The following is a 23,232-nucleotide window of genomic DNA, read 5'->3' on the forward strand; positions in this document are numbered from 1 at the left end:
ATTAAAGGTGCTTCGATGCTAAACGTAATATTTCGTTTTGCGTGGTGGTTTTTGTGTCGACAATACCGGCAACCATCCCGTTGCTCATGACCAGAATCCTGTCGGTAATACCCAACAGCTCAGGCATTTCAGAGGAGATAATAATAATACCCTTCTCTTTCTTCGCCAGATCGGAAATAAGCTGGTAAATTTCGAATTTTGCGCCAACGTCGATGCCGCGTGTTGGCTCATCCAGCATCAGTATTTCCGGCTGGGTTAACAGCCAGCGGCCAATAATAACTTTTTGCTGGTTACCGCCAGATAAAGAACCGATAGAAGTTGCATGACCCGGCGTTTTTACCCGCATCGCGTCAATCACCCACTGGGTATCGCTTTTCATCCGGTTATTATCTAACAGGCCGATAGAGTTTTTATATTTACGAATATTAGAAATTAGCGAGTTAAAGCCGATATCCAGAAAGGCGTAGATCCCTGTCGCGCGCCGCTCTTCCGTCACCAGCGCAAAGCCGTGATTAATGGCTTCGTTTGCCGAATTGTTGTTAATTTTTTTGCCGTGCAGCTTAATAGTGCCGCCTGACTTTTCGCGAATGCCAAACAGCGTTTCAACGATATCGGTACGCTTTGCGCCTACCAGGCCCGCCACGCCAAGGATTTCGCCTTTGCGCAGATCGAAGGAGATGTCGCGGATAGACGGCTGGCGCAGCGAGGTCAGATTACGCACCTCCAGAATGGTTTCGCCCGGCACGTTGGTTTTGTCCGGAAAACGCTGGTTCAGCGAACGGCCTACCATCATGGCGATGATCTTATCCATATCCAGCCCTTCAAGCGGCTGGGTGGCGATCCACTGGCCGTCGCGCAGGATAGTAATTTCATCGCAAAGCTGGAAGATCTCTTCCATTTTATGCGAAATATAAACGATACCGCAGCCGCGATCTTTTAATTTCCGGATAATAGTGAACAGATGGTTCACCTCTTTTTCCGTTAATGATGACGTCGGCTCGTCCATAATGACAATTTTTGCATCATAGGAGAACGCCTTGGCGATTTCTATCATCTGCATTTGTGAAACGGAAAGCGAAATCACCTTATCGCGTGGATCGATATCGATATCCAGCTCGTCAAATATGGCTTTGGTATCCTGATACATCTTTTCGTGATCGACGAAAAAACCTTTACGCGGATAACGTCCCAGCCACATGTTATCCATTACCGTACGTTGCAGGACCAGGTTTAATTCCTGATGCACCATAGAAACGCCGTTTTCCAGCGCTTCTTTCGAGCTTTTAAAATCTATTTCCTTGCCCTGAAAAACGATATTTCCCGTGTCTTTGCTGTAAATACCGAACAGGCATTTTAATAGCGTCGATTTTCCTGCACCGTTTTCTCCCATCAGCGCATGCACGGAATGGGGACGGATTTTCAAATTAACGTTATCTAATGCCTTGACGCCCGGGAAGGATTTGCTGACGTTAGTCATTTCCAGCAGGTACTGCCCCTGATCGCTGCTCATAATTCTACCTGACCGATCGTTGTCCGGTCGGGCCTGCCCGCTGGCAGACCCGGTAACAGGCGCGGTTGCGCCCGGCTGTTTATTTACTGATCTGGGCGAGGTTGTCTTTATCAACCGGCACGTACGCCACGCGCACTACTTTGCCATCCAGCTTATAGTTAGTACCTTCTGTGGCCGGTTTGCCCGCCGCCAGGTTTTTCGCCATATCAAAGGTGGCCTTCGCCTGGTTTTCGGCATCGTTCAGCACGGTACCCGCCATTGCGCCCGACTTCACCATTGCCAGCGCTTCCGGCAGCGCATCCACGCCGAAGACTGGAACGGAAGATTTGTTATGCGCCTTCAGCGCTTCTACCGCGCCCATTGCCATCGCGTCGTTGTTGGCAATGACCACTTCGATTTTGTTGCCGTTTGGACCAGAGAGCCAGGCGTCCATTTTGTCTTTAGCCTGGGCGGTATCCCACATGGCGGTATCCATGTGCAGCTGCTGCGTTTTCAGACCATCTTTGTTCAACGTCTCGATGACATATTTGGTACGTGCTTCCGCATCCGGATGTCCTGGCTCGCCCTTCAGCAGTACAAACTGCACAACGCCATCTTTGTTCAGATCCCAGTTAGCATTCGCCTTCCAGTGTTTCTCAATCAGCTCGCCCTGCTTAACGCCAGACTCTTTGGAGTCGGTGCCGACATAGTAAGCTTTGTCGTAGCTGGCCAGCGCTTTGGCAGACGGTTCTTTGTTAAAGAAAACAATAGGGATATCGTTAGCTTTTGCTTTGCTGATCACGACCGCAGCGGCAGAAGGGTCGACGAGGTTAATTGCCAGCGCCTTAACGCCTTTGGCTACCATGACGTCAATCTGGTCGTTCTGCGTTGACTGACTGTTCTGCGAGTCGTTCATCAGCAGCTGAACGCCGCTGCTGTTTTTTGCTTCTTTCTCGATATCTTTGCGCACGACAGACATAAAGTTGTCGTCATATTTGTAGATAGTCACGCCAATGCGGGTATCGGCAGCGTGCGCCGTTGCGCCAAACATCATGCTGGCAACCAGGGTAGTGAGGGTAAATACCTTCTTCATTGTTCTCTCCGGTTCTTTGTAGGGTCGGTTTGCGTGTCGTCCACAGGCAGGCCTGGCGTTTTTTTTCGTTATCTCCCGGCCAGGCACGGCCATCTTAGTGAAGCAGATGTTAATTAACTGTGAATTTACTCACAGATTGAAAACGGTTACATAGGGGTATCGTTGCGGATAGTGATCGCCGCCACACTTTGGCAGACGGCAACGGAGTGACGGCGCACCAGCGTTGGCATAAAGCAGTGCCTGGCCGTGGTATCCAGCAGCCCGGCGGCGCCTTTTAGTGCCAGTTCAGTGGCCAGTTTCGCCATAGAAACAATGGGATAACGTACCGTCGTCAGCTGTGGATCGGTGTAACGCGACATGGGAATATCGTCAAAGCCCACGACCGACAGCCGTTGCGGTACCGCAATGCCATTGTCTTTCAATGCAGCAAGCGCGCCCGCAGCCATGCTGTCGTTATAGGCAAAAACGGCGCTCAGCTGCAGATTACGGCCCAGTAGCTCTACCATCGCTGCTTCACCGCCCTGCATATCCGGTTCGGCGCTGGCCATCCAGCTTTCAGCAGGAATAATGTTCTGCTCCAGCAACGCCCGTTGCCAGCCGGTACGCCGCTGATCCATATCCTCAATCGGATGGCTGGACCCCAGGTAGCCGATGCGCTGATGGCCCTGCTGCTGCAACATCCTGGTCGCCATCAACGCACCGCTAACGTTATCAAGGCAAACGCAGCGATGCTCGTAGCCCGCCACGACGCGGTTAATCAGCACCATACCCGGCACCTGCTCCATCAGCGAAGCCAGTTCCGCATCGGCCAGCGCTTTGGCATGCACAATCAGCGCGCCGCAGCGCTGACGGATCAGCACTTCAATAGCGTGCCGCTCTTTGTCGGCCTGGTGATAGGAGTTGTTGATAAGCACGTGTTTATGCATACGCTGCGCGACGGTATCAACCGCCTTGACCAGCGCGCCAAAAAAGGGGTCGGAGACGTCCATCACCACAACGCCAATGGTATCGCTAACCTGCGAAGCCAGCGCCTGAGCGTTAGCGTTAGGCCGATAGCCCAGCTGCTCGACAATGCCCAGCACCCTTTCACGCGTTTCCTGCGTCACCGAGGCGCTGTGGTTCAGCACGCGTGAAACCGTTGCCACCGATACGCCCGCTTCGCGCGCCACATCACGAATGGTGATCATGGCTGAATACCTGTGGAAGTTAAAATTTGCATAGCCCTCCCGGACGCCTTGTTTGCGGAGGCTATTCTGACAAAGGGAGAAGGAGGACTGCGTGAATCAGGTCACAGGGATGAAAGCGGTTACATATCTTTCCGTCACATTTGTGACGGTTATCATTTTTGTAACAAGGGATCGCCGCCGCTCAGGCGCGTTAGCCGACGCCACAGCCATTCGACCGGCCCCTGACGGAAATAGCGCAGCCACAGCAGGGAAAAGGAGAGATTGATTAGCCAGACCACAACGACTACCAGCAGCAAGTGCAGGCGATCGAGGCGATTAAACCAGCCAAAATGATTAAAGAAGAGCGTACAAAGCAGCGTTTGCAGCAGGTAATTGCTTAGCGCCATTTTACCCACGCAGCTGACGGCGCGGGTTATTTTAAGAGGTGCCAGCGTGGGCCAGTAGCCAAAGCAAAGTGCGGCATAGCCGACTGCCTGTAGCGGCGCGCTTATCTCGCGCGGCAACTGGAGAAAGAAGCCTGCCGGATAGAAAGTCCAGCCGCTGGCCCACTGAAAATAGACGCCGGGAAGCTCAATAGCGGCTGACACCAGTAGCAAAATCAGCGCGGTACGCCGATAGTGCGCCAGGCTCCAGCTACCTTTTAGCCAGCCGCTGCGCATCAGGGCCGCGCCGGTTAGCATCAGTCCGGCCAGCTGCCAGCCATACTGCGCCGCCAGCGACAGCAGCCCTGAAGAGAGCAGATCGAGGCGGTTGCGCACTGCTTCCCAGCCGCCGTGGGTTTTCCAGAAGGTTTCATACTGTATATCCGCCGCGCCCGGTAGCCAGGAGTTATTAGGCTGGTGACCCGAGAGCAAACCCAGCACAATCAGCGCGCCGCATCCGACCACATAAAGCATCACGCCCGTATTGAACAGCTGGCGGCTTGAGGCCACATCACGGATCATCCGCCACGCCACCAGCCCAATCAGACCGTAATCCATCAGAATATCGCCTTCCCAGAACAGCAGGCAGTGCAAAAAACCAAACAGCACCAGCCAGCTCAGCCGGGCCTGTAGCCAGCGCTTGCCGCGCGGCAGCAGCAGCTGCAAACCACCGCCAAACAGCAGCGCAAACAGCGCAAGGAATTTAAGCTGGGCAAAAAAATCGACGACTGCCCACGTCCAGGCGTCGTGCAGCGCAACGGAACCTTGCCAGTTCGGATTCAGATAGGCCGCGCCCGGCAGCCCGAACGCGTTGATGTTAAGCAACAGGATCCCCAGAATGGCGATGCCTCGAAGAAAATCCAGCGTCTGTATGCGGGGCATGTCCGGGTTCCTGCTGTAGCGACCTGCGGCAAAAGAAGGTTTGGTGCAGTAAACGTCAGCCTGCGGCTATTAACCCGCCGCAGGCAAAAAGTATTAGCTGTGGCGAACGGCGCGCAGAAATTCCTGGCGGGTATTCTGGCTGGACTTAAACAGGCCGCCCAGCGATGTGGTGGTGGTCGCGCTGGTGGCGTCACGGATCCCGCGCGCTTTCACGCAGTAATGCACCGCGTCGATAGAAACAGCCACGTTATTGGTGCCAAGCAGCGTTTGCAGCGCGATCAGCACCTGCTGGGTCAGACGTTCCTGCACCTGTGGACGGGAAGAGAAAAACTGCACGATGCGGTTAATCTTTGACAGGCCAATCACCTTGTCTTTCGGGATGTAGGCTACCGTCGCTTTACCGTCGATGATAACAAAATGGTGTTCGCAGGTGCTGGTCAGCGTGATATCGCGTACCGTCACCATTTCATCTACCTTCATTTTGTTTTCAATCAGGGTGATTTTTGGGAAGTTGGCGTAGTCCAGACCGGAGAAAACCTCATTCACATACATTTTGGCGATGCGATGCGGCGTTTCCATCAGGCTGTCGTCTTCTAAATCAAGATTAAGCAACTGCATGACTTCGGTCATGTGACCGGCAATCAGGCGTCTGCGGGTTTCGTCATCCATTTCACGCGCAGGCGAGCGTAACGGGGTTTCCAGTCCACGCGCGAGCAGCGCTTCGTGAACAAGTGTGGCTTCCTGACTTAACGTAGCCATGGCGATCTTTTCTCCAGCAGGTGTAACGCCGGCCCCGACGGGACCGGTACAATTTCAGAGGCGGTATTTTCGTACACAACGCGCCGTTAATCCAGCAAATCACGCCGTATTACGCCCGAAACTGTTTCACGCGGTAACCAAATCGCGTCGCCAGACCAGTAGCCCGGCCACGATCAGTCCTGCGCCTGCCAGATAAAGCGCAGGCTCCAGCCGATGTGTAAGCGTGGTAGAAACGGCAGAAACCAGCGGCCCGACAAGTTGCCCGACGGCATATCCCGTGGTCAACAAGCCTGCCATATAACGACTGAGTGGCGGGAATAATATAGCCGAAGCCCGCCAGGCTATAGCTCCAGACCAGCTTTTTCAGCGCCGCCGTCAATACCAGCGGTTCCGGTGCCGTTTCGGGCCGATGCAACTCGCCTTTGCGCGGTAAATAGCGTGCGATGGGTAAAACCAGCACCAGCGCCAGCACGCCGTAGGCTATCCAGGCCTGGGCGGCGCTGACCTGTTCCCCGTGCAGGAACACGGCCAGCAGCCCGCTCAGGAAAATACCCGTTCCCGGCCCGGCAAAAACGGCGGCGCTCAGGCCGGGACGACCATACTTATGCAGCTGCTCGTTGCTCCAGGCCGCCACCAGCACCATCGTCCAGCCGCTGGCCCAGCCGATAACAAAACGAATAACGCCGTGCAGCCACGGCCCGGCGACGCAGGCGGAAAGCAGCGTCAGCACCACCGCTCCGCCAATTCCTGCCTTTAGCCGCGTTTCTACATGGCTGGTTGTCCGCATCGCGTTCCATGAACCGCAGAGATAACCCAGATAGTTAAAAGCTGCCACGACCGCCGCGCTGGTTAGCGTCAGCTGGTGTTCCGCAATCATCAACGGCACCTGAGGCGTAAAAGTAAACCGTCCAATTCCCATCGCCACAATAAGAGCGATAAAGGCGCTTAGCGCCACGCGTAGTGCCATGTTCTTTTCCTGCTGCCGGGGTAATGAAAATGTTGCTAACAGTGTGTACCACGATTAGACTTACAAAAAATGAATAATAGTCACTAACTTGCTTACAAAAAGAGAATAAATGGATCTGACCCAGCTAAAAATGTTCTGTGCGGTGGCGGAGACCGGGTCGCTGGTACGCGCCGCCGAGCAGTTGCACCGTGTGCCGTCGAACCTGACAACCAGGTTACGCCAGCTGGAGCAGGAAACGGGCATCGATCTGTTTATTCGTGAAAAACAGCGCCTGCGCCTGTCACCGATGGGGCACAATTTTCTGTGCTACGCGCAGCGTATCCTGGCGCTGAGTGAAGAAGCGCTAAATATGGCACACAGTGGCGAACCGGGCGGCAATTTTGCGCTGGGCTCAATGGAAAGTACCGCAGCCGTACATCTGCCTTCTCTGCTATCGACCTATCATCAGCGCTATCCAGAGGTAGCACTCACGTTGATTACCGGCACCTCCGGTGAGCTTATTGAGCAAGTGCGCAAGGGCACGCTGGCGGCCGCGCTGGTTGAAGGTCCGATAGTGGCGGATGAGCTTAACAGCTGCAAAACCTTTGCCGAACGGATGGTGCTGATCGGCAATCTGAGTCATCCACCGGTTAACCATCCTGCCGATGCGGCTGGCGATACCCTGTTCGCCTTTCGCCCCGGCTGCTCTTACCGCCTGCGTTTAGAAAACTGGTTTCGCCAGGCAGGGATAGCGCCCGGCCAGTTTATGGAAATTCAGTCCTATCACGCCATGCTGGCCTGCGTAGCCAGCGGTGCGGGTCTGGCCATTCTGCCAGAATCGGTGCTGGCGCGGATAGCGACGCCGGGTCAGGTGCAACAGTATCCCCTGCCCGAAGAAATCAGTCATACCGACACTTATTTAATCTGGCGGCGCGACGCTTTCACGCCCAATGTAAAGGCGCTGAAGTATCTGATTATAGAGCAGACGCCAGACGACGAAATTCAGCCATAATTAATGGGTTTGAGCGCAACAGCCCGTTCTCCCGACATTGCCGAATGGCAGCCTTCGATAAGGAATACACTGATATGCAAATGATTAAAACTCGCGCCGCCGTCGCATGGGCCGCTGGCGAACCTCTGTCGATTGAAGAAGTGGATCTGATGCCGCCGCAGAAAGGTGAAGTGCTGGTGCGCATCGTAGCGACCGGCGTTTGCCATACGGACGCCTATACGCTGTCCGGAAAAGACCCTGAAGGCGTTTTCCCGGCGATTTTAGGGCACGAAGGCGGCGGCATTGTAGAAGCGGTCGGCGAAGGCGTTACCAGCGTTGAGGTTGGCGATCACGTTATCCCACTGTACACGCCAGAATGCGGCAAATGTAAATTCTGTTTGTCGGGCAAAACTAACCTTTGTCAGGCCATCCGCGCCACCCAGGGCAAGGGCCTGATGCCGGACGGCACCACCCGTTTCTTTAAAGACGGCAAGCCTATTTTCCACTATATGGGCACCTCGACCTTCTCTGAATACACCGTTATTCCGGAAATCTCACTGGCAAAAATCAGCAAAGAAGCGCCGCTGGAAGAAGTTTGCCTGCTGGGCTGCGGCGTCACTACCGGCATGGGCGCGGTAATGAATACGGCGAAGGTCAAAGAAGGCGATACCGTGGCGATTTTCGGCCTGGGCGGCATTGGCCTGTCGGCAATTATCGGCGCGAAGATGGCAAAAGCCGGCCGCATCATCGGTATCGATCTGAACACCAGCAAGTTCGATCTGGCGACCAAACTGGGCGCGACCGATTTAATCAATCCAAAAGATTTCGACAAGCCGATTCAGGATGTGATTGTGGAGATGACCGACGGCGGCGTCGATTTCTCCTTTGAATGTATCGGCAACGTTAACGTTATGCGTTCTGCGCTGGAGTGTTGCCATAAGGGCTGGGGCGAATCCGTGATTATCGGCGTGGCCGGCGCGGGCGAAGAGATTTCTACTCGTCCATTCCAGCTGGTTACCGGACGCGTGTGGCGCGGTTCAGCTTTTGGCGGCGTCAAGGGTCGTTCTCAGCTGCCGGGCATCGTTCAGCGCTATCTGGACGGCGAGTTCCAGCTTAACGACTTCATTACCCATAACATGCCGCTGGAAGAGATTAACGACGCGTTTGATCTGATGCACGAAGGGAAATCGATCCGTTCCGTGGTGCATTTCACTAAATAAGGAGAGAGGAATGGCATCCAGCCTGGAGCTACTTGAAGAACATCGGTTATTTGGCGGCTGGCAGCAGCGCTACCGCCATCTGTCGGCCACGTTAAACTGCTCAATGATCTTCAGCATTTTTCTGCCGGGGCCTAAGGGCGAAACCGCGCCGCCGGTCCTGTGGTTTCTGGCGGGGCTGACCTGCACCGACGAGAACTTCTCAACGAAATCGGGGGCGCAGCGCGTGGCGGCGGAGCTGGGTCTGGTGCTGGTCATGCCGGACACCAGCCCGCGCGGCGAAGTAGTACCCAATAATGAAAGCTACGATCTGGGTCAGGGTGCGGGGTTCTATCTTAACGCCACGCAGGCACCGTGGGACGCACATTTTCGCATGTACGACTACCTGAACGAAGAACTGCCCGCGCTGATAGCCGGGAACTTCAACGTCAGCGACAAACAGGCGATTATGGGCCACTCGATGGGCGGACACGGCGCGCTAATGCTGGCGTTACGTAATCCGCAGCGTTTTGTTTCCGCATCCGCGTTTGCGCCCATCGTTAACCCTGCCCAGGTGCCGTGGGGCGAAAAAGCCTTTACTGCTTATCTGGGTAAAGATCGTCACAGTTGGGAAGAGTATGACAGCTGTACGCTGATGCAGCGTGCGACGCAGCAGGTGCCAATGCTGTTGGATCAGGGCGACAGCGACCAGTTTCTGGCCGATCAGCTCCGTCCGGAGCGACTGGAAAGCATCGCCCGCGAAAAAGAGTATCCGCTTACCGTACGTATTCAGCCCGGATACGATCACAGCTACTTCTTTATCGCCAGCTTTGTGGAAGATCATCTGCGCTTTCACGCGAAGTATCTGCTGGCATAGCAGCTGAAGGCCGGGATATCCCGGCCTTCAGGTCGTTGACAACGAGCTGGCACAGCTAGTGTGCGCTCTTCGCAAAGACATAAAAAGCGGCATCCATACCAGTTTGAGCCGCGTCGTTCGTGGCGTGGCATACTTTGCTCTTCATCAGCCACTGTTGCAAAGTTCGCGATGAGACGGCTTTTTGTGTTATTAGAAGGGCCTACATTTCAAAGACTCTGCTTAAAAAACACATCTTCCCCGGGATCGCCATAACAATACAATGAGGCCTGGCCTTTGCGTAGTGCACGTATCACCTCAATGCCTTTGATTATGACGTAAGCCGCCTTAATGGGTTTAAGCGCTGGCTATCCTTTTTAGCTTGCCATGAAAGCTGAAACACCTGGAATACGCTAAAGAAACACAAAAGCTAACCTGGCATAAATTCGTGGTCAGTCGTCATAAGGCACAGAAAATGCGTTTTCATAAGCAGTTGCCATTATGTGATGTGGCCGAGGTTTCCGCTTTATTAACAATCGGTGCCGGTTTTCCCGCTCTATTCAATTGATTCGGAAACCCTTTATGGTGTCATTAACAGGCAGAAATTTGACGTTGAGAGTTGAGAGGTCGACAACAAAGGCTCAACATTCGCGTAAATACTTCTACCGTAGTAAAGACGCGATCGCCTATACATTGATGTGCAATCAAACCCTGATTAATGAATACCTGATTGGGACAAACGGCTACTAAGGGAATGCTGAGAACCAAAATTAATAATTTTATGCTAAAAACTGCAATTTGGGTATCACCTTCACTGATAGCTTAATCAGAAAATAAAAATATTCATCGCACATTAAAAGAGGCATATTTATTTGCACACAAGCATTATGACAGGTTGGTATAAGAATGGGCACCAGTATTATTAACAAAGCCGGGGTAACCCCCGTCCTGAATAAATTAAAAGAACTTAGGCATAAAAATATCTATTCTTTCCATGCCCTGCCTATTTCCAGCTATGGAAACAGTGATGTCGTGGGTAACCCTCGTGATAAGTTATCAGAATGTCTGGAAAGTTCAGTCACAGGTGAACTTTTTGATAATTTTTTCTTCCCCACAGGAATTATTTCAGAATCACAAACCCTGACAGCAAAGCTTTATAAAGCAGACGCCTCATTCTATATTACAGGCGGAACCAGCATTGCTAACCAGATAGCTATTACAGCTCTCTATGAAAAGGGGCAGCGTATTCTTGTAGACCGAAACTGCCATCAGTCAGTTCATTTCCACACGCAGTCAATCGGTGCAGACGTTAATTATCTCTGCCCGGATCTCTATACGGAAGACGGTGGGCTCAGTGCCTGGTCCTATAATCACCTTGAGCAGACTCTTTTATCTATGCAGCAGAGTGGAAAAGCCTGCGATGTGGTAATTCTTACCGCCCAGTCCTATGAAGGTATTATCTATGATATTCCTGGAGTTCTGGAACGCCTTATGGCTGCTGGCGTCAGTACACGTAGGTTCTTCATTGATGAAGCATGGGGTAGCCTGAATTATTTCAGTGATGATACGCAGCCGCTAACTGCAATGAACATCAGCCCATTACTGGAGAAATATCCGGATATAGATATCATATGCACACATTCATCCCATAAATCTCTTTTCTGTCTAAGACAGGCCTCTGTTATTCACTGCCGTGGAACCACAACGCTGCCCAGAAAGATTGAGACGGCTAAATACAGGATACACACTACTTCGCCAAGTTATCCCATACTGGCCTCGCTAGATGCGGCCCAGGCAATGATGACAGAGTATGGAAAGGCTCTTGCCGCGCATTCCCGTACGTTGGTAGAGAAGTTCATTACCGGGATTTCTTTAATAAATGGTTTGGGTGACGATGCGATCTATCGAGGTATTTTTAGTTCACAATGGCATATTCATTATGACCCCACAAAAGTGATAGTTGATGTATCATCTATTGGAACTGGTGCAGAAATAAAAAACATGCTCTCTGAGGAGAAAATTTACGCCAAAAGATTTATTAATAACTCAGTTGTTTTTAATTTCCACATTGGAATAAACAATGAGGCTGTATCTACACTGCTAAAAGCATTTGAGAAAATATCTTTAAATAAGAATAAAGAAAACCATTTTGAAAGCCTTATTTCAGATAAATTTATTATTCCATACCCCCCCGGCGTGCCACTTGTTTTTCCGGGGGATATTATCAACAAAGAACTAAAAGATAAAATTAATAAATTTAGAAAAGCAGGGCTTCTAATTATTTCAGCCTGAATTTGCATAATATTTATAATTCGAGGAAATACATGATGATCACTCTCAGCAGACTGAATGAAATTGCCGCTGGACGTGGCAGCGAAATCTGCATTACTGATAAGAACGGGCAATATACATGGCATGAAATCGCCCGACAAACAGCATCCCGAATAGTTTTCCTTAGCCGCGCCTTCAATCAGGAGCAGCTCCGCTCAGCATGCTATCTGTCAAAAAACAGCTCAGAGCTTGTCTGCTGGCTGGCTGCATTCACTACACTGGGTATCCCGGCTAATGGGCTTGATTACTCGCTTACAACAGAGACACTGAGGGAACTGCTCAGCCGGATAAAACCTGGCTTGTTGCTCGTATCTTTTAACCTTTATTCACCCGAGGAACTTAGTGACCTTAATATCAGTGGAACAAGCATGCTGGCCGTTGATGCGCCCACCGATCCGGTGATCAAAAGTATCGGGGATTTTCATCATCTCGAGCTTGATAAGCTGCTGTCCACATATGTACGCCCACCGTTCCGCGCAATTTCTATGACTTCTGGCACCAGTTCAGTACCCAAAATTGCCCTACGTTATCGCTCGTTTGATGCTCGCCGCTTCGCATGGTTTACAGAGCGCTTTAGCTTCAATGATAACGATGGCTTCCTTCTGTTACTTCCTTTATATCACGCAGCCGGAAACAGCTGGGCCCGGATGTTTATGGGACTGGGTGCCCCGCTATATCTGGTGGACCAGGACGACGAGACAGCTCTCGAATATACACTGGCCGTCAGCACAGTTACGGCCACTGTTATGACTCCAAACCTGGTTGCACGGCTGACAGGACTCGCAGGAAGAAAATTGCTACACCATCATCTGCGATGGGTATTAGTAGGTGGCAGTTATTTCCCGGTAAAAAGCAAGCTGGCTGCCAGAGCCACGTTCGGTAACATTTTCTGCGAATATTACGGGTGCACTGAAACCGGGGTGAACATCCTGTCGACGCCGGTAGATATGCTTGCATACCCGGAGAGTGTGGGCGTTGCATTCGACGGCAATAAGGTATTGATCCTGGATACGGAAAACAGACCTCTTTCCCCTTATGAAAAAGGAAGAATCGCCATATCCAGCTATATGCTTATGGATGAATATGGTGATGGAAGTAAACCGTTTATCACGATCGGTAAAGAACGTTATTTCTTGATGGCAGATTATGGTTACCTTGATGATAATGGCAGACTTTTCCTGATGAATCGTAACGGTGAAATTTGCAGCGAACACGATATTTATCGCGTGGAGGAGAATATTCGCGCCCTGCCTTGTATAAGGGATGTGGCACTGCTCACTGTTCAGATGCAGGGGGAAAATCATGTCCGGTGTATTTTTAGTACTGTCCAGAAAGGCCAGGATAATTTTTTCGTCTGATTGAAAAAATAAATGAGCAGGCTGCCATGACTGATATCATTAATTTTTCCGCGTACAGGGTAGATAAAATTCCTTACAGTCCGAGCGGAAAGGTTCGCTTTGGAGAAATAATTAGGACCCTGAATGCTGCCTAAATATCCGGCATCAGAATTATTGATAATGAAATAAAAATTCACGAATAGTCTTTCTTAGGGGCTCGTGAAAATATAAAAAACCTTCAATGTATTCCTGTATATAAAATAAAGGTAGCCATAATGAATTTATATCTGAAAGGACTAATTTGCTGCTTGCTGGCGACAGTATCATGGGGAGCTATGTTTCCCGTCATGACGCATGCTCTTACCCATATTGATCCGTTTAACTTTACTACTATCCGTTACGGGATCGCCGGTCTGGCTTTCGCACTGTTGCTGTTGTCTCGTGAAGGAAGATGCGCATTCAGCCTACAGGGTGAGCGCTGGGGACTGGCATGGTTGTTTGGTACTTTGGGGTTTGCCGGATTTGGCTTTCTGGTTTTCCTTGGTCAGCACCTTGCTGGTCAGGGCGGCGCGCTCACTGCATCAATCATGATGGCAACCATGCCAATGTTAGGACTACTGACCATCTGGGCTTTGAAAAAAGTCCGTCCTCATGCCAGTACATTCTGTTTCATCCTGTTGTCTTTCAGCGGAGTAGTCCTGGTGATCACCAACGGAAACCTGACTACCATTTTGCATTCTCCCGTCAGCCTTACAGCTAACCTGCTGCTCATTGCAGGTGCACTGTGCTGGGTGTTATACACTATCGGAGGGAGCTATTTTACTTCATGGAGCCCGTTGCGTTATACAACTATTACAACTCTACTAGGCATGATAAGCATCACTGCAATTGATCTGGCGTTAATGGCGACAGACATAATTTCTGTACCAGACGTAGCCTCAGTTACAGCGGTTATACCCCATTTATTGTACATGGCACTTGTTGCAGGTCTGATGGCTGTACTCTGCTGGAACATCGGCAACCGGATTGTGACACCAACCAACGGTGTACTCTTTATGGATGTCGTTCCAGTTACAGCGTTTATCGTTTCAGCACTGAATGACGTTGTACCAACGCAAATGCAGATTGCCGGTGCTGCTATCACAGCTATAGCACTCGTGCTTAACAACCTTAATCAGCGTAAGCTTGCACAGCAGGCTGCGATCAATCTAATGAAAGCTTCTGCAGCACGTTAGTAAATTCGTGCAGCCCTTCCCCTGGGGAGGGGCTATGTTGATTCAGGTAAAACCTGCCAGATGTCTCTCACGGTTGCAATCAGTGCGGAAATAACGGGAAGATTCTCCTTCTCACGATCCCAAAGAAAACAGAGTTGACTCACCGTTTTTTCACCCGGCCAGATATAAAGTTCTCTATTGTTCTGAAGCACCAGGGCAATATCCTCACGCATGAGCGTTATTCCTGCCTCCATAGCAACCAATTCTGCCAGCGTTTTTTCCTGATCCGCGATGATAACTGGACAAACACTGATGTTTTTTCTTGCCAAAAAATTTCGCGTGATCGTGCTGAAAGAACATTTTTCCGGAGTGAAAATCCAGGGAAGTTCTTCTAATTGAGGCCAGCCAGCGGTGTCAAGTATCGTTTTCCACGACCAGGGGCCAACGATACACAAGGTAATGGGTGATACGGCAATCACACCCAGACGCTCCTCATCCACCTCGCCGATAACAAAACCAGCATCCAGCTCTCCATTGAGAAGAGCATCAATGATTTGACCAGAAATATTTTGCCGAATAGTCAGGCTGACGTTCTGTTGCCGCTGGCGCAGTTGTGAGAGAACCCGTGGGAGATTAAGGATCAAAGGAACGGAAATAGTACCGAGTGCGCAGGTACCGGTTGTCTGAAGTGAACGAGCCCGAGTTATAAGCTTGCTGGCGGCGTCCAGCGCAAGGCGTGCTTCATCACGCATCACGAGTCCAGAAGCAGTAAGCTCCATGCCGCGTGGCGTGCGCCTGAATAGCTTTACGTTAAATTCAGTTTCAAGAGACTTAATGTGAGCACTTACAGCTGGTTGACTTAAAAAAAGAAGGCTGGCCGCACGGGTAAGGTTCGCTGTTTCTGCTACAGTAACAAAAGTTTTAAGCTGGTTAAGATCCATCTAATTTGCTTCCTTATATGGTTGAAATATCCCTCCCATACATCAAGCATAAGGTTACATTCACCTACGCTTTTATGCAACGTTTGTGAATTCGCAACATCTCCCCTAACTCATTGAAAATTCAAAGAACGGATCCTAAAATAAACATATCCACTGGTTTTCACATAAGCCTCGGTCAATCAAACAATATGAATCCAGTATCAATACTGAGCGGTTCATAGCTAAGTTGTTCTCACTATATGCACGGTATGAAACGGTTTATCCCTTTACCCGAAACGTACCCATACAGGAGGTAACGCAGATTCATCAAAACTCTACTCTTCTCCTATAAAAACCATTTTTGAAGCAGACTCAGGCGACGGCGTTAAAAAAAGCGGATACTGCTGCATGCGGGTAAAAGCAGATGCAAAAATGATGGATCGACTAACGGCAAGCGGCACATTCAGAGAGGTAAACAAAAATGAAAACAAAACCAGCTGAACTACATGAAATGCTTGAAGATGCCAGAGAATTACAGGCGCTGGGATTGATGAGCGATGACGATGTGCAGGAAATTGCTGCGCGCGTAAGCTTGCGGGAGTTCCGTCAACGCGTTGCGGCGGTTCGCGCTATGTCAGGCAGTGAAATTAAAGCGGTTCGTGCCCGATGGGGCCTGACTCAGGCGACGCTGGCTTATACGCTGGGCATGACGGTAGATAGCGTTTCTAAATGGGAGCGTGGCGAGATCACCCCAAGCGGCCCTGTACTCCGTATTCTTAATACGCTGGCCGTAAAAGGCCCGGATATTTTTGTCATTTAAGTTCCGCATACATAGCCAGCTTAAAACTTATGCGGAAGTTTTATACTAAATAGCCGAAGGCCGGGATACCCCGGCCTTTTTATCACTCATGAATAAGGCAAAAAGCTTCAGGACTGCTTGCCAGAAACAGGGAGCGAACGCGTGGAGATAATTGCCAGACGGTTCTGGTAGTGGTTCACATCACCCCACAACCACTGTTCATAATGCCCCACGTCACTGTCTGGTTTCATCTCATTCAGTTCACAGGTAATCATATCGTATACATAAACTTTCAGGCCCCATGCCAGCGCGTCGTACATTCTGGCCTGCCAGAAAGCGATTCCGTTATGCGTCTGATTCATATCAGAAATAATAACGTCATAATGTTTAAGGAGATAACTCAGGAAAATAATACCAGCCAGCTCGTGTAGCTCTTTCCGGTGTTTAGGTTTTTGCGTTCGCCACACCAGAACCTGAGTAACGGGCCGGCCGTTCAGGAAAGCATCTGGCTGGATAACTACGCGATTGTAGTAAGCAACGTCTTCCGCCACATCATTAATCAGTGCCAGTTCAAAATGATTCTGGCTGATTCGGCCAGCAAGACGGCAGGATAGCAATTTGCAGCCCGTGCAGAAAGCAGAGGCTTTATGGCTTATTCAGGCCGGGAAGCGCTCCCGGCCTGCTTTTCAAAAAGCCGGTTCAGTGACCAGACCGTCGATCAGTACCTGTGGCGTACCTTGTGAACAACGCTCAATGCGTCCGCGCACGCCGTAAACTTTTGCCAGGCTTTGCGGCGTAATCACCTCTTCCGGCAGGCCGTCGGCAATCAGCTCGCCGTTTTGCAGCATCAGTACGTGCTGACCGTGGCGCAAAGCGATATTGATATCGTGAACAACTACCACCGTAACAATATTGCGCCTGCGGGTTTCCCGGCGAACCAGATCCATAACGTGGAACTGATAGTTGAGATCCAGCGCGCTGAGGGGTTCATCCAGCAGCAGCAGTTCGGGACGACGGATCAGCGACTGCGCCAGGCCCACCAGCTGCTTCTGCCCGCCAGAAAGCTGATCCAGATAGCTTAACGCCAGATGTGCAATGCCCAGCTGTTCCAGCAGCGCCATCACTTCTGCCTCGCTATCCGGGCTGCTTCGGCCACCGGAGGCGCGCTGCGCAACGATAATCGATTCCAGCACGTGCAGATGCACGCCAGCAGGCAGCGACTGCGGCAAATAAACTACCTTTTCCGCTCGCCGGGCAAACGGCTGCGCCAGCAGTTCGGTGCCGTTTAGCCACAGTTCGCCCTGCGCCTGGTTAAGCCCGGCAATAGAGCGCAGCAGCGTTGATTTTCCGCAGCCGTTTGGCCCCAGCAGCACGGTAATCTTTCCGCGCGGCAGCAGCGGCACGTTGAGATTGCTGATAATTTTGCGTTTAGGGTAACCGGCATGGAAGCCGCTGATTTTCAGGCCATCCATCAGACGCTCCCCCGATGACGCAAGATAATGCTCAGGAAGAACGGAACGCCCACCAGAGAAGTTACGATGCCTACGGGAATAATTACGCCGGGCACCAGATTTTTCGACACTACCGAGGCCATTGATAACACTAAGGCACCGGTTAATGCGCTGGCCGGCAGGTAAAAGCGGTGGTCCTCACCAAAGATCAGGCGGGCGATATGCGGCGCAACCAGCCCGATAAAGCCTATCGGGCCAACAAAAGCCACCGCCAGCGCAGACAGGATACTGATACGCAGCAGCGTGCCCAGACGCAGGCGGCGGACGTCAATACCAAAGCTGACGGCGCGATCTTCGCCCAGGCGCAGCGCGGTCAGCTTCCAGGAACTCATCATGGAAAACGGCACAATCACCAGCAGCGCCAGCGTCAGCACGCCCAGCTTGTCCCAGGACGCTCTTGCCAGACTGCCCATGGTCCAGAATACCAGTCCCTGTAACGTGTCTTCGCTGGCGATAAACTGCATCATTGAGACCAGCGCGTTAAAGGTAAAAACCAGCGCGATACCAAACAGTACCACGCCAGAGGTGGCCACGCGCGTCCAGCGGGTAACGCCATCCAGCATCAGGGCCGCCAGCAGCGCAAAAATAAAGGCGTTAGCCGAGATAAACCACTGATCGGGGATGCCCGGAACACCAATCCCCAGCACGATCGCCAGCGCGGCGCCAAAGGCCGCAGCAGATGAAACGCCAAGGGTAAACGGGCTGGCCAGCGGGTTATTCAGGATGGTTTGCATTTCCGCACCGGCCAGGCCCAGCGCCAGGCCTACCACCACCGCCATCAGGGCGTAAGGCAGGCGAATGTCCCAGACGATAACGCGCGAACCGGCGTCGACGCTCTCCGGCGACAGCAGCGTTTGCCACAGCGTATGCAGCGTCAGCCCGGATGGCCCCAGCGTAAAATCAAACAGCAGGGAAGCAAGGATCGCCAGCACCAGGATGCCCATAAAAAACAGACGGCGGCGCAGCAGGTGATGGTAACGATCCATCGCGCCTTCTTTCTGCCGTCGGACTAAGGTGTGCTCGGGATTGTGGGTCACGCTCATGGTCTCTACCTGTCATTAAGTTCGCCTCTTTCACCGGCAAACTCATAAAATTTAGCAAAGCAAAAAACTACGGCGCTAACAATAAAGGAAATGATAATAGTTATCAATCATATTTGTAACAAGGAATTACAGGCAGGATAAGGCGCGGAAACCGCGCCTTTGCTTAAAGTTACTTATTTGGTGTGGGGAAACCGCATTTCGCTGTATTTCACAAAGCGAGTACCTTTGGTCAGCTTGTAGCCGAACCAGATAATCAAAAACAGCGGAATACCGATATAGGTCGCGGCGGCACCATACCAGTCGATACGATCTGCCAGAAACGCCTGATAGTTCTGCCCTAGCGTAATAATCAGGCACAGTACAAAGGCGAAGATGGGCCCCAGCGGGAAAAACTTCGAACGGTAAGGCAGGTCGGCCAGATCGTGGCCCTGCGCCACGTAGCCGCGACGGAAGCGGTAGTGGCTAATCGCAATCCCCAGCCATGCGATAAAACCAGTCATGCCTGACGTGTTAAGCAGCCACAAATAAACGGTTTGATTGCCAAACATAGAGGTCAGGAAACAGAGCGCCGCTACCACGGTCGTGGCATACAGCGCGTTACGCGGTACGCCGCCTTTGGAAAGCTTACCAAAAATACGCGGCGCTTTGCCTTCACGCGCCAGCGTAAACAGCATACGGGTAGAAGCGTACATTCCGGAATTGCCCGCAGACAGAATAGCGGTCAGGATCACGGCGTTCATAATGGCCGCCGCCGAAAGCAGACCAGCATGCTTAAACACCAGCGTAAACGGGCTAACGCTGATATCTTTTACGTCGTTCCGCAGCAGACTTGGATCGGTGTAAGGGATAATCAGGCTAATAACCAGGATCGCCAGAATATAGAACAGCAGGATGCGCCAGAAAACCTGGCGAACCGAGCGCGGAATATTTTTGGCCGGATCTTCCGATTCTCCCGCCGCGATACCAATCAACTCCGTACCCTGAAAAGAGAAGCCGGCAATCATCGCCACGCCAATCATCGCAGAGAAGCCGCCGGAGAACGGCGCATCACCAATATGCCAGTTCTGCCATCCCGCTACAGGCTGATTGCCGTGCAGAATGCCCACAATCATCATCACGCCCACTACGATAAAAATCACCACAGTGACCACTTTGATCAGGGAGAACCAGTATTCTGCCTCACCAAAGCCCTTTACCGAAATGTAGTTGAGCAAGAAGATGATGCTCAGGAAGAGAACGCTCCAGATCCAGCCGGGCGTATCCGGGAACCAGTAGGTCATTACCAGCTGCGCGGCAACCAGCTCAATCGCCACGGTTACGGCCCAGTTGTACCAGTAGTTCCACCCCAGCGCGAAGCCGAAGCCTTCTTCAACAAAGTCAGAACCGTAGGTAGAGAAAGAGCCGGAAACCGGCATAAAAGCCGCCAGTTCGCCGAGGCTGGTCATCAGGAAGTAGACCATCAGCCCGATTAAGGCGTAGGAAAGCAGTGCGCCACCCGGCCCGGCCTGAGAGATAGTTGCGCCGGAGGCGACAAACAGGCCGGTACCGATTGACCCGCCGATAGCGATCATCGTCAGATGACGCGACTTTAATTTGCGCTGTAACTCAGGCTGTTGTGTGGTTTTTGTGTCATGATCCATCGTTAAATGCTGTGCTCTGGCTAAAATGAGGCGCGATTGTAACAAACTCCTCTGGCAGAAGTAGTAATTCCGCGACGTTATAAGATAGGTTCATGATCCGTCGCCGATTATTAGCGCGATGGAATTTCCCGTTTATCCTGCCGAATATCAGCGCGTTAGGCTTGCCTGCTTGCTCGTATCTTTGGTGCCAGGCTGCGCTTTTACGACCAACTACTCGGCGCAATAGCTTAAAAAACGCTGTAGCGCTTTGGATAAATGCTTCTGGCGGTGATGGATGCGATAAAGCGTGCGCTTCAGTTTTGGCAACGGAATCGGCACTTCTTTTAGCGATCCTGCCGCCAGCTGCTCAGCGATGACCCTCCGAGAGAGACAGCTGATCCCCATACCGTGGCGCACCGCGTGCTTAATCGCTTCGGAATTGCCCAGCTCCAGCGCCAGGCTAAACTGCGGCAGATGCGACAGCAGCAGATAATCGACGATTTCGCGCGTGCCGGAGCCATGTTCGCGCAAGATCCAGTGCGCCTCCGCCAGGCTTTGTAGCGTCACTGGCTGATTAAACAGCGGCGCATCGGCGGCGGCAAACACCACTAGCTCATCTTCCAGCCAGGGTTCACCAATCAGCTCGCTAACGTGACAAGGGCCTTCAATAAAACCGATATCAACGCGAAAATCCATCACGGCGTTGATCACGTCCTGGCTATTACCCACGCTTAGCTCCAGCGGCAGCTCGGGGAAATCACGACGCCAGCCTGCCAGCATGCCCGGCAACATGTAGTTACCAATGGTGCTGCTGGCGTAAACCCGCAGCGCGCCGTTATCTTCACGAAACAGCCGTTCAATTTCCGTAGCCTGTTCCAGTAACGCGACCGTACGCGGATAAAGTAAACGACCGTGCTCGTTAACCACCAGGCGCTTGCCGACCCTGTCGAACAGCTGCACGCCGAGCTGGTTTTCCAGATCCGCCAGCGCCGCGCTGACCGCCGACTGCGACAGCGCCAGTACCTGCGATGCCTGCGTAGTCGAACCGCTTTTCAGCACTTCGGCAAAGACTTCAAGCTGTCTTAACGTAATATGCATTGCTTTTCCTCAGCCAGCGTAATGCCTTATCAGCCATACAATGACGGCCAGCCACGCCAGAAGAACAACTGCCAGCCAGAGGCCAGCCCGCTTTTTTTTCTGATATTGTCTGTCGGTGCGCTGCTGGCTGGCAAGCCGAACTTCTTTTGGCAGCAGCCGCAGCAACAGCATGATGCCTGCCGGAACGATAATGGCGTCGTCCACTAATCCCACTACCGGTATAAAGTCCGGGATAAGATCGATGGGGCTAAAGGCATATATCGCCAGCGCGACGGCCATTCCCTTTTGCCAGAATGGCGTACGAGGATCGCGGCAGGCGTACCATAGCGTTAATCCATCCCGACGGATAATCCCTGCCCACTTTCTTAAACGCCTGAACATAATACGCCCTCTTATATCACTTATTCTGGTTAATTATAAATATATAATCAATTTCTCTTTTAAGCCACCCTGACGCATGCTGGGCTTCTTCACTTAAGGAGTCTGGCTATGGCTGAGTTATCGCTGACGCATGTTCGTTTCTCTCCGCGGCGCTATGTTAGTGGGCTGGGGCTGGCTATGTTACTGGCAGCCGCCGCGCTTTGGTTAAGCAATCAACCTGCGGTAGCAGCGTCTGGACTGGGCGCATTAACCCTGGCGATGATCGCGGGTATCGTAGCAGGCAATACCTTTTATGGCCGTCTGGCTTCCTGTGACGCTGGCGTACAGCTGGCGAAAAAGCTCTTATTGCGTGCCGGCATCGTGCTTTACGGTTTTCGCCTGACCTTTCAGCAAATTGCCGATATCGGCTTTAGCGGCGTGTTGACCGATTTACTGCTGCTCAGTTCGACTTTTCTGCTGGCATGCTGGCTGGGTCGTCGCGTACTGGGGCTGGATCGCGATACCGTCTGGCTGATTGGCGCAGGCAGCAGCATTTGCGGCGCGGCGGCAATTATGGCTACCGAACCGGTCATCAAGGCGGAAGCGCCGAAAGTGGCGATCGCTATCGCTACCGTGGTGCTGTTCGGCACAATTGGCATTTTCCTTTATCCTTTGCTGTGGCACTGGTGCGCTACCGCGCTACCCGGCATTACGCCTGCGCAGTGGGGTATTTTTACCGGCTCAACCCTGCACGAGGTCGCTCAGGTGGTCGCTGCCGGGCACGCGGTTAGCCCGGAAACGGAAAATGCCGCGGTCATCACCAAAATGCTGCGAGTAATGCTGCTGGCCCCTTTCCTGCTGATCCTCACTTTTCGCGTAGGTCGCTCGGGGCAGCGAAACCTGCGCCGCATTAGTTTTCCCTGGTTCGCGCTGGGCTTTATCGGCGTGGCGCTCTTTAACTCGCTGCACCTGTTACCGACAGCGCTGGTCAACGAATTTAACAAACTGGATAACTTTTTGCTGGCCGTGGCGATGGCAGCGCTGGGGCTGACCACGCAGTTTAGCCAGCTAAAAAAAGCAGGGATAAAGCCGGTACTGCTGGGCGCTGCGCTGTTTGTGTGGCTGATGGTGGGCGGTGGCGCGATTAACCTGGCTATACAGCATTTGCTGGCATAATTTCTG

19 protein-coding genes and 3 pseudogenes are annotated in these 23,232 nt (G+C 52.1%); 8 read left to right on the forward strand and 14 right to left on the reverse strand.

The window, feature by feature from the left end; all coding sequences use genetic code 11:
* Nucleotide 1: 1 nt before the first annotated feature.
* From mglA to KUE00_RS02285, 6 genes and pseudogenes are all read right to left on the reverse strand, one after another.
* The gene (mglA, locus tag KUE00_RS02260; RefSeq protein WP_281434438.1) at nucleotides 2-1,510 is read right to left on the reverse strand and encodes a galactose/methyl galactoside ABC transporter ATP-binding protein MglA; all 1,509 of its coding nucleotides are present in this window, start codon (nucleotides 1,508-1,510) and stop codon (nucleotides 2-4) included.
* A 79-nt stretch (nucleotides 1,511-1,589) separates the two neighbouring features.
* Nucleotides 1,590-2,582 carry a galactose/glucose ABC transporter substrate-binding protein MglB gene (mglB, locus tag KUE00_RS02265; RefSeq protein WP_246757862.1) on the reverse strand — a complete coding sequence of 331 codons (993 nt, stop codon included), beginning with the start codon at nucleotides 2,580-2,582 and terminating at the stop codon, nucleotides 1,590-1,592.
* Nucleotides 2,583-2,728: 146 nt separating this feature from the next.
* Complete coding sequence (gene galS / locus KUE00_RS02270) at nucleotides 2,729-3,769, reverse strand: HTH-type transcriptional regulator GalS (RefSeq protein ID WP_246757863.1); 1,041 nt, start codon at nucleotides 3,767-3,769, stop codon at nucleotides 2,729-2,731.
* A 152-nt stretch (nucleotides 3,770-3,921) separates the two neighbouring features.
* Nucleotides 3,922-5,073, reverse strand: coding sequence for a DUF418 domain-containing protein YeiB (gene yeiB, locus KUE00_RS02275; protein WP_246757864.1), 1,152 nt, complete (start codon nucleotides 5,071-5,073; stop codon nucleotides 3,922-3,924).
* Nucleotides 5,074-5,166: 93 nt separating this feature from the next.
* Entirely contained in the window at nucleotides 5,167-5,832 is a 666-nt protein-coding gene (gene folE, locus KUE00_RS02280) for a GTP cyclohydrolase I FolE (protein WP_246757865.1), read from the reverse strand.
* 126 nt (nucleotides 5,833-5,958) lie between these two features.
* Nucleotides 5,959-6,799 (reverse strand): annotated as a pseudogene (locus tag KUE00_RS02285) (YbfB/YjiJ family MFS transporter).
* Between the two features lie 109 nt (nucleotides 6,800-6,908).
* On the opposite strand from KUE00_RS02285, the gene ptrR reads away from it, so the two are divergent.
* From ptrR to fghA, 3 genes are all read left to right on the forward strand, one after another.
* Nucleotides 6,909-7,790: a putrescine utilization regulator PtrR gene (gene ptrR, locus KUE00_RS02290; RefSeq protein ID WP_246757866.1), complete on the forward strand. Its 882-nt coding sequence runs from the start codon at nucleotides 6,909-6,911 to the stop codon at nucleotides 7,788-7,790.
* 74 nt (nucleotides 7,791-7,864) lie between these two features.
* The gene (locus tag KUE00_RS02295) at nucleotides 7,865-8,989 is read left to right on the forward strand and encodes an S-(hydroxymethyl)glutathione dehydrogenase/class III alcohol dehydrogenase (protein ID WP_246757867.1); all 1,125 of its coding nucleotides are present in this window, start codon (nucleotides 7,865-7,867) and stop codon (nucleotides 8,987-8,989) included.
* Between the two features lie 10 nt (nucleotides 8,990-8,999).
* Nucleotides 9,000-9,842 (forward strand): S-formylglutathione hydrolase, encoded by an 843-nt coding sequence (gene fghA / locus KUE00_RS02300; RefSeq protein ID WP_246757868.1) that lies wholly within the window; start codon nucleotides 9,000-9,002, stop codon nucleotides 9,840-9,842.
* A 199-nt stretch (nucleotides 9,843-10,041) separates the two neighbouring features.
* On the opposite strand, the pseudogene KUE00_RS02305 reads toward fghA, so the two are convergent.
* Nucleotides 10,042-10,208, reverse strand: a pseudogene (locus KUE00_RS02305) (IS6 family transposase); the annotation flags it as partial.
* A gap of 516 nt (nucleotides 10,209-10,724) precedes the next feature.
* On the opposite strand from KUE00_RS02305, the gene KUE00_RS02310 reads away from it, so the two are divergent.
* The 3 genes from KUE00_RS02310 (at nucleotide 10,725) to KUE00_RS02320 (ending at nucleotide 14,721) form a co-directional block, all read left to right on the forward strand.
* The gene (locus KUE00_RS02310) at nucleotides 10,725-12,110 is read left to right on the forward strand and encodes an aminotransferase class I/II-fold pyridoxal phosphate-dependent enzyme (RefSeq protein ID WP_246757869.1); all 1,386 of its coding nucleotides are present in this window, start codon (nucleotides 10,725-10,727) and stop codon (nucleotides 12,108-12,110) included.
* A gap of 32 nt (nucleotides 12,111-12,142) precedes the next feature.
* The gene (locus KUE00_RS02315; protein WP_246757870.1) at nucleotides 12,143-13,507 is read left to right on the forward strand and encodes an AMP-binding protein; all 1,365 of its coding nucleotides are present in this window, start codon (nucleotides 12,143-12,145) and stop codon (nucleotides 13,505-13,507) included.
* Nucleotides 13,508-13,761: 254 nt separating this feature from the next.
* Nucleotides 13,762-14,721 carry a DMT family transporter gene (locus KUE00_RS02320; RefSeq protein WP_246757871.1) on the forward strand — a complete coding sequence of 320 codons (960 nt, stop codon included), beginning with the start codon at nucleotides 13,762-13,764 and terminating at the stop codon, nucleotides 14,719-14,721.
* A 32-nt stretch (nucleotides 14,722-14,753) separates the two neighbouring features.
* Here the strand turns inward: KUE00_RS02320 and KUE00_RS02325 are convergent, their stop codons facing one another.
* Nucleotides 14,754-15,641, reverse strand: coding sequence for a LysR family transcriptional regulator (locus KUE00_RS02325; RefSeq protein ID WP_246757872.1), 888 nt, complete (start codon nucleotides 15,639-15,641; stop codon nucleotides 14,754-14,756).
* Between the two features lie 460 nt (nucleotides 15,642-16,101).
* Here KUE00_RS02325 and KUE00_RS02330 point away from each other — a divergent pair, with 460 nt between their 5' ends.
* A complete protein-coding gene (locus tag KUE00_RS02330; RefSeq protein ID WP_246757873.1) occupies nucleotides 16,102-16,440 on the forward strand; it encodes a helix-turn-helix domain-containing protein in 339 nt (112 codons plus the stop codon).
* A gap of 107 nt (nucleotides 16,441-16,547) precedes the next feature.
* Here KUE00_RS02330 and KUE00_RS02335 read toward each other — a convergent pair.
* From KUE00_RS02335 to KUE00_RS02360, 6 genes and pseudogenes are all read right to left on the reverse strand, one after another.
* Nucleotides 16,548-17,024, reverse strand: a pseudogene (locus KUE00_RS02335) (hypothetical protein); the annotation flags it as partial.
* Nucleotides 17,025-17,105: 81 nt separating this feature from the next.
* On the reverse strand, nucleotides 17,106-17,894 hold the full coding sequence (locus KUE00_RS02340; protein ID WP_246758077.1) for an ABC transporter ATP-binding protein: 789 nt from the start codon (nucleotides 17,892-17,894) through the stop codon (nucleotides 17,106-17,108).
* Entirely contained in the window at nucleotides 17,891-18,973 is a 1,083-nt protein-coding gene (locus KUE00_RS02345) for a FecCD family ABC transporter permease (RefSeq protein WP_246757875.1), read from the reverse strand. Before KUE00_RS02345 ends, KUE00_RS02340 begins: the two co-directional genes overlap by 4 nt.
* Before the next feature lie 173 nt (nucleotides 18,974-19,146).
* The gene (locus KUE00_RS02350) at nucleotides 19,147-20,613 is read right to left on the reverse strand and encodes an amino acid permease (RefSeq protein WP_246757876.1); all 1,467 of its coding nucleotides are present in this window, start codon (nucleotides 20,611-20,613) and stop codon (nucleotides 19,147-19,149) included.
* A 210-nt stretch (nucleotides 20,614-20,823) separates the two neighbouring features.
* The gene (gene yieE, locus KUE00_RS02355; protein WP_246757877.1) at nucleotides 20,824-21,690 is read right to left on the reverse strand and encodes a DNA-binding transcriptional regulator YeiE; all 867 of its coding nucleotides are present in this window, start codon (nucleotides 21,688-21,690) and stop codon (nucleotides 20,824-20,826) included.
* 9 nt (nucleotides 21,691-21,699) lie between these two features.
* A complete protein-coding gene (locus KUE00_RS02360; RefSeq protein ID WP_246757878.1) occupies nucleotides 21,700-22,071 on the reverse strand; it encodes a YkvA family protein in 372 nt (123 codons plus the stop codon).
* 108 nt (nucleotides 22,072-22,179) lie between these two features.
* Between KUE00_RS02360 and KUE00_RS02365 the strand changes: the two genes are divergently transcribed.
* Entirely contained in the window at nucleotides 22,180-23,226 is a 1,047-nt protein-coding gene (locus tag KUE00_RS02365) for a YeiH family putative sulfate export transporter (RefSeq protein ID WP_246757879.1), read from the forward strand.
* Nucleotides 23,227-23,232: the final 6 nt, after the last annotated feature.

The sequence above is a fragment of the Erwinia phyllosphaerae genome, assembly GCF_019132875.1.
Taxonomy (GTDB): domain Bacteria; phylum Pseudomonadota; class Gammaproteobacteria; order Enterobacterales; family Enterobacteriaceae; genus Erwinia; species Erwinia phyllosphaerae.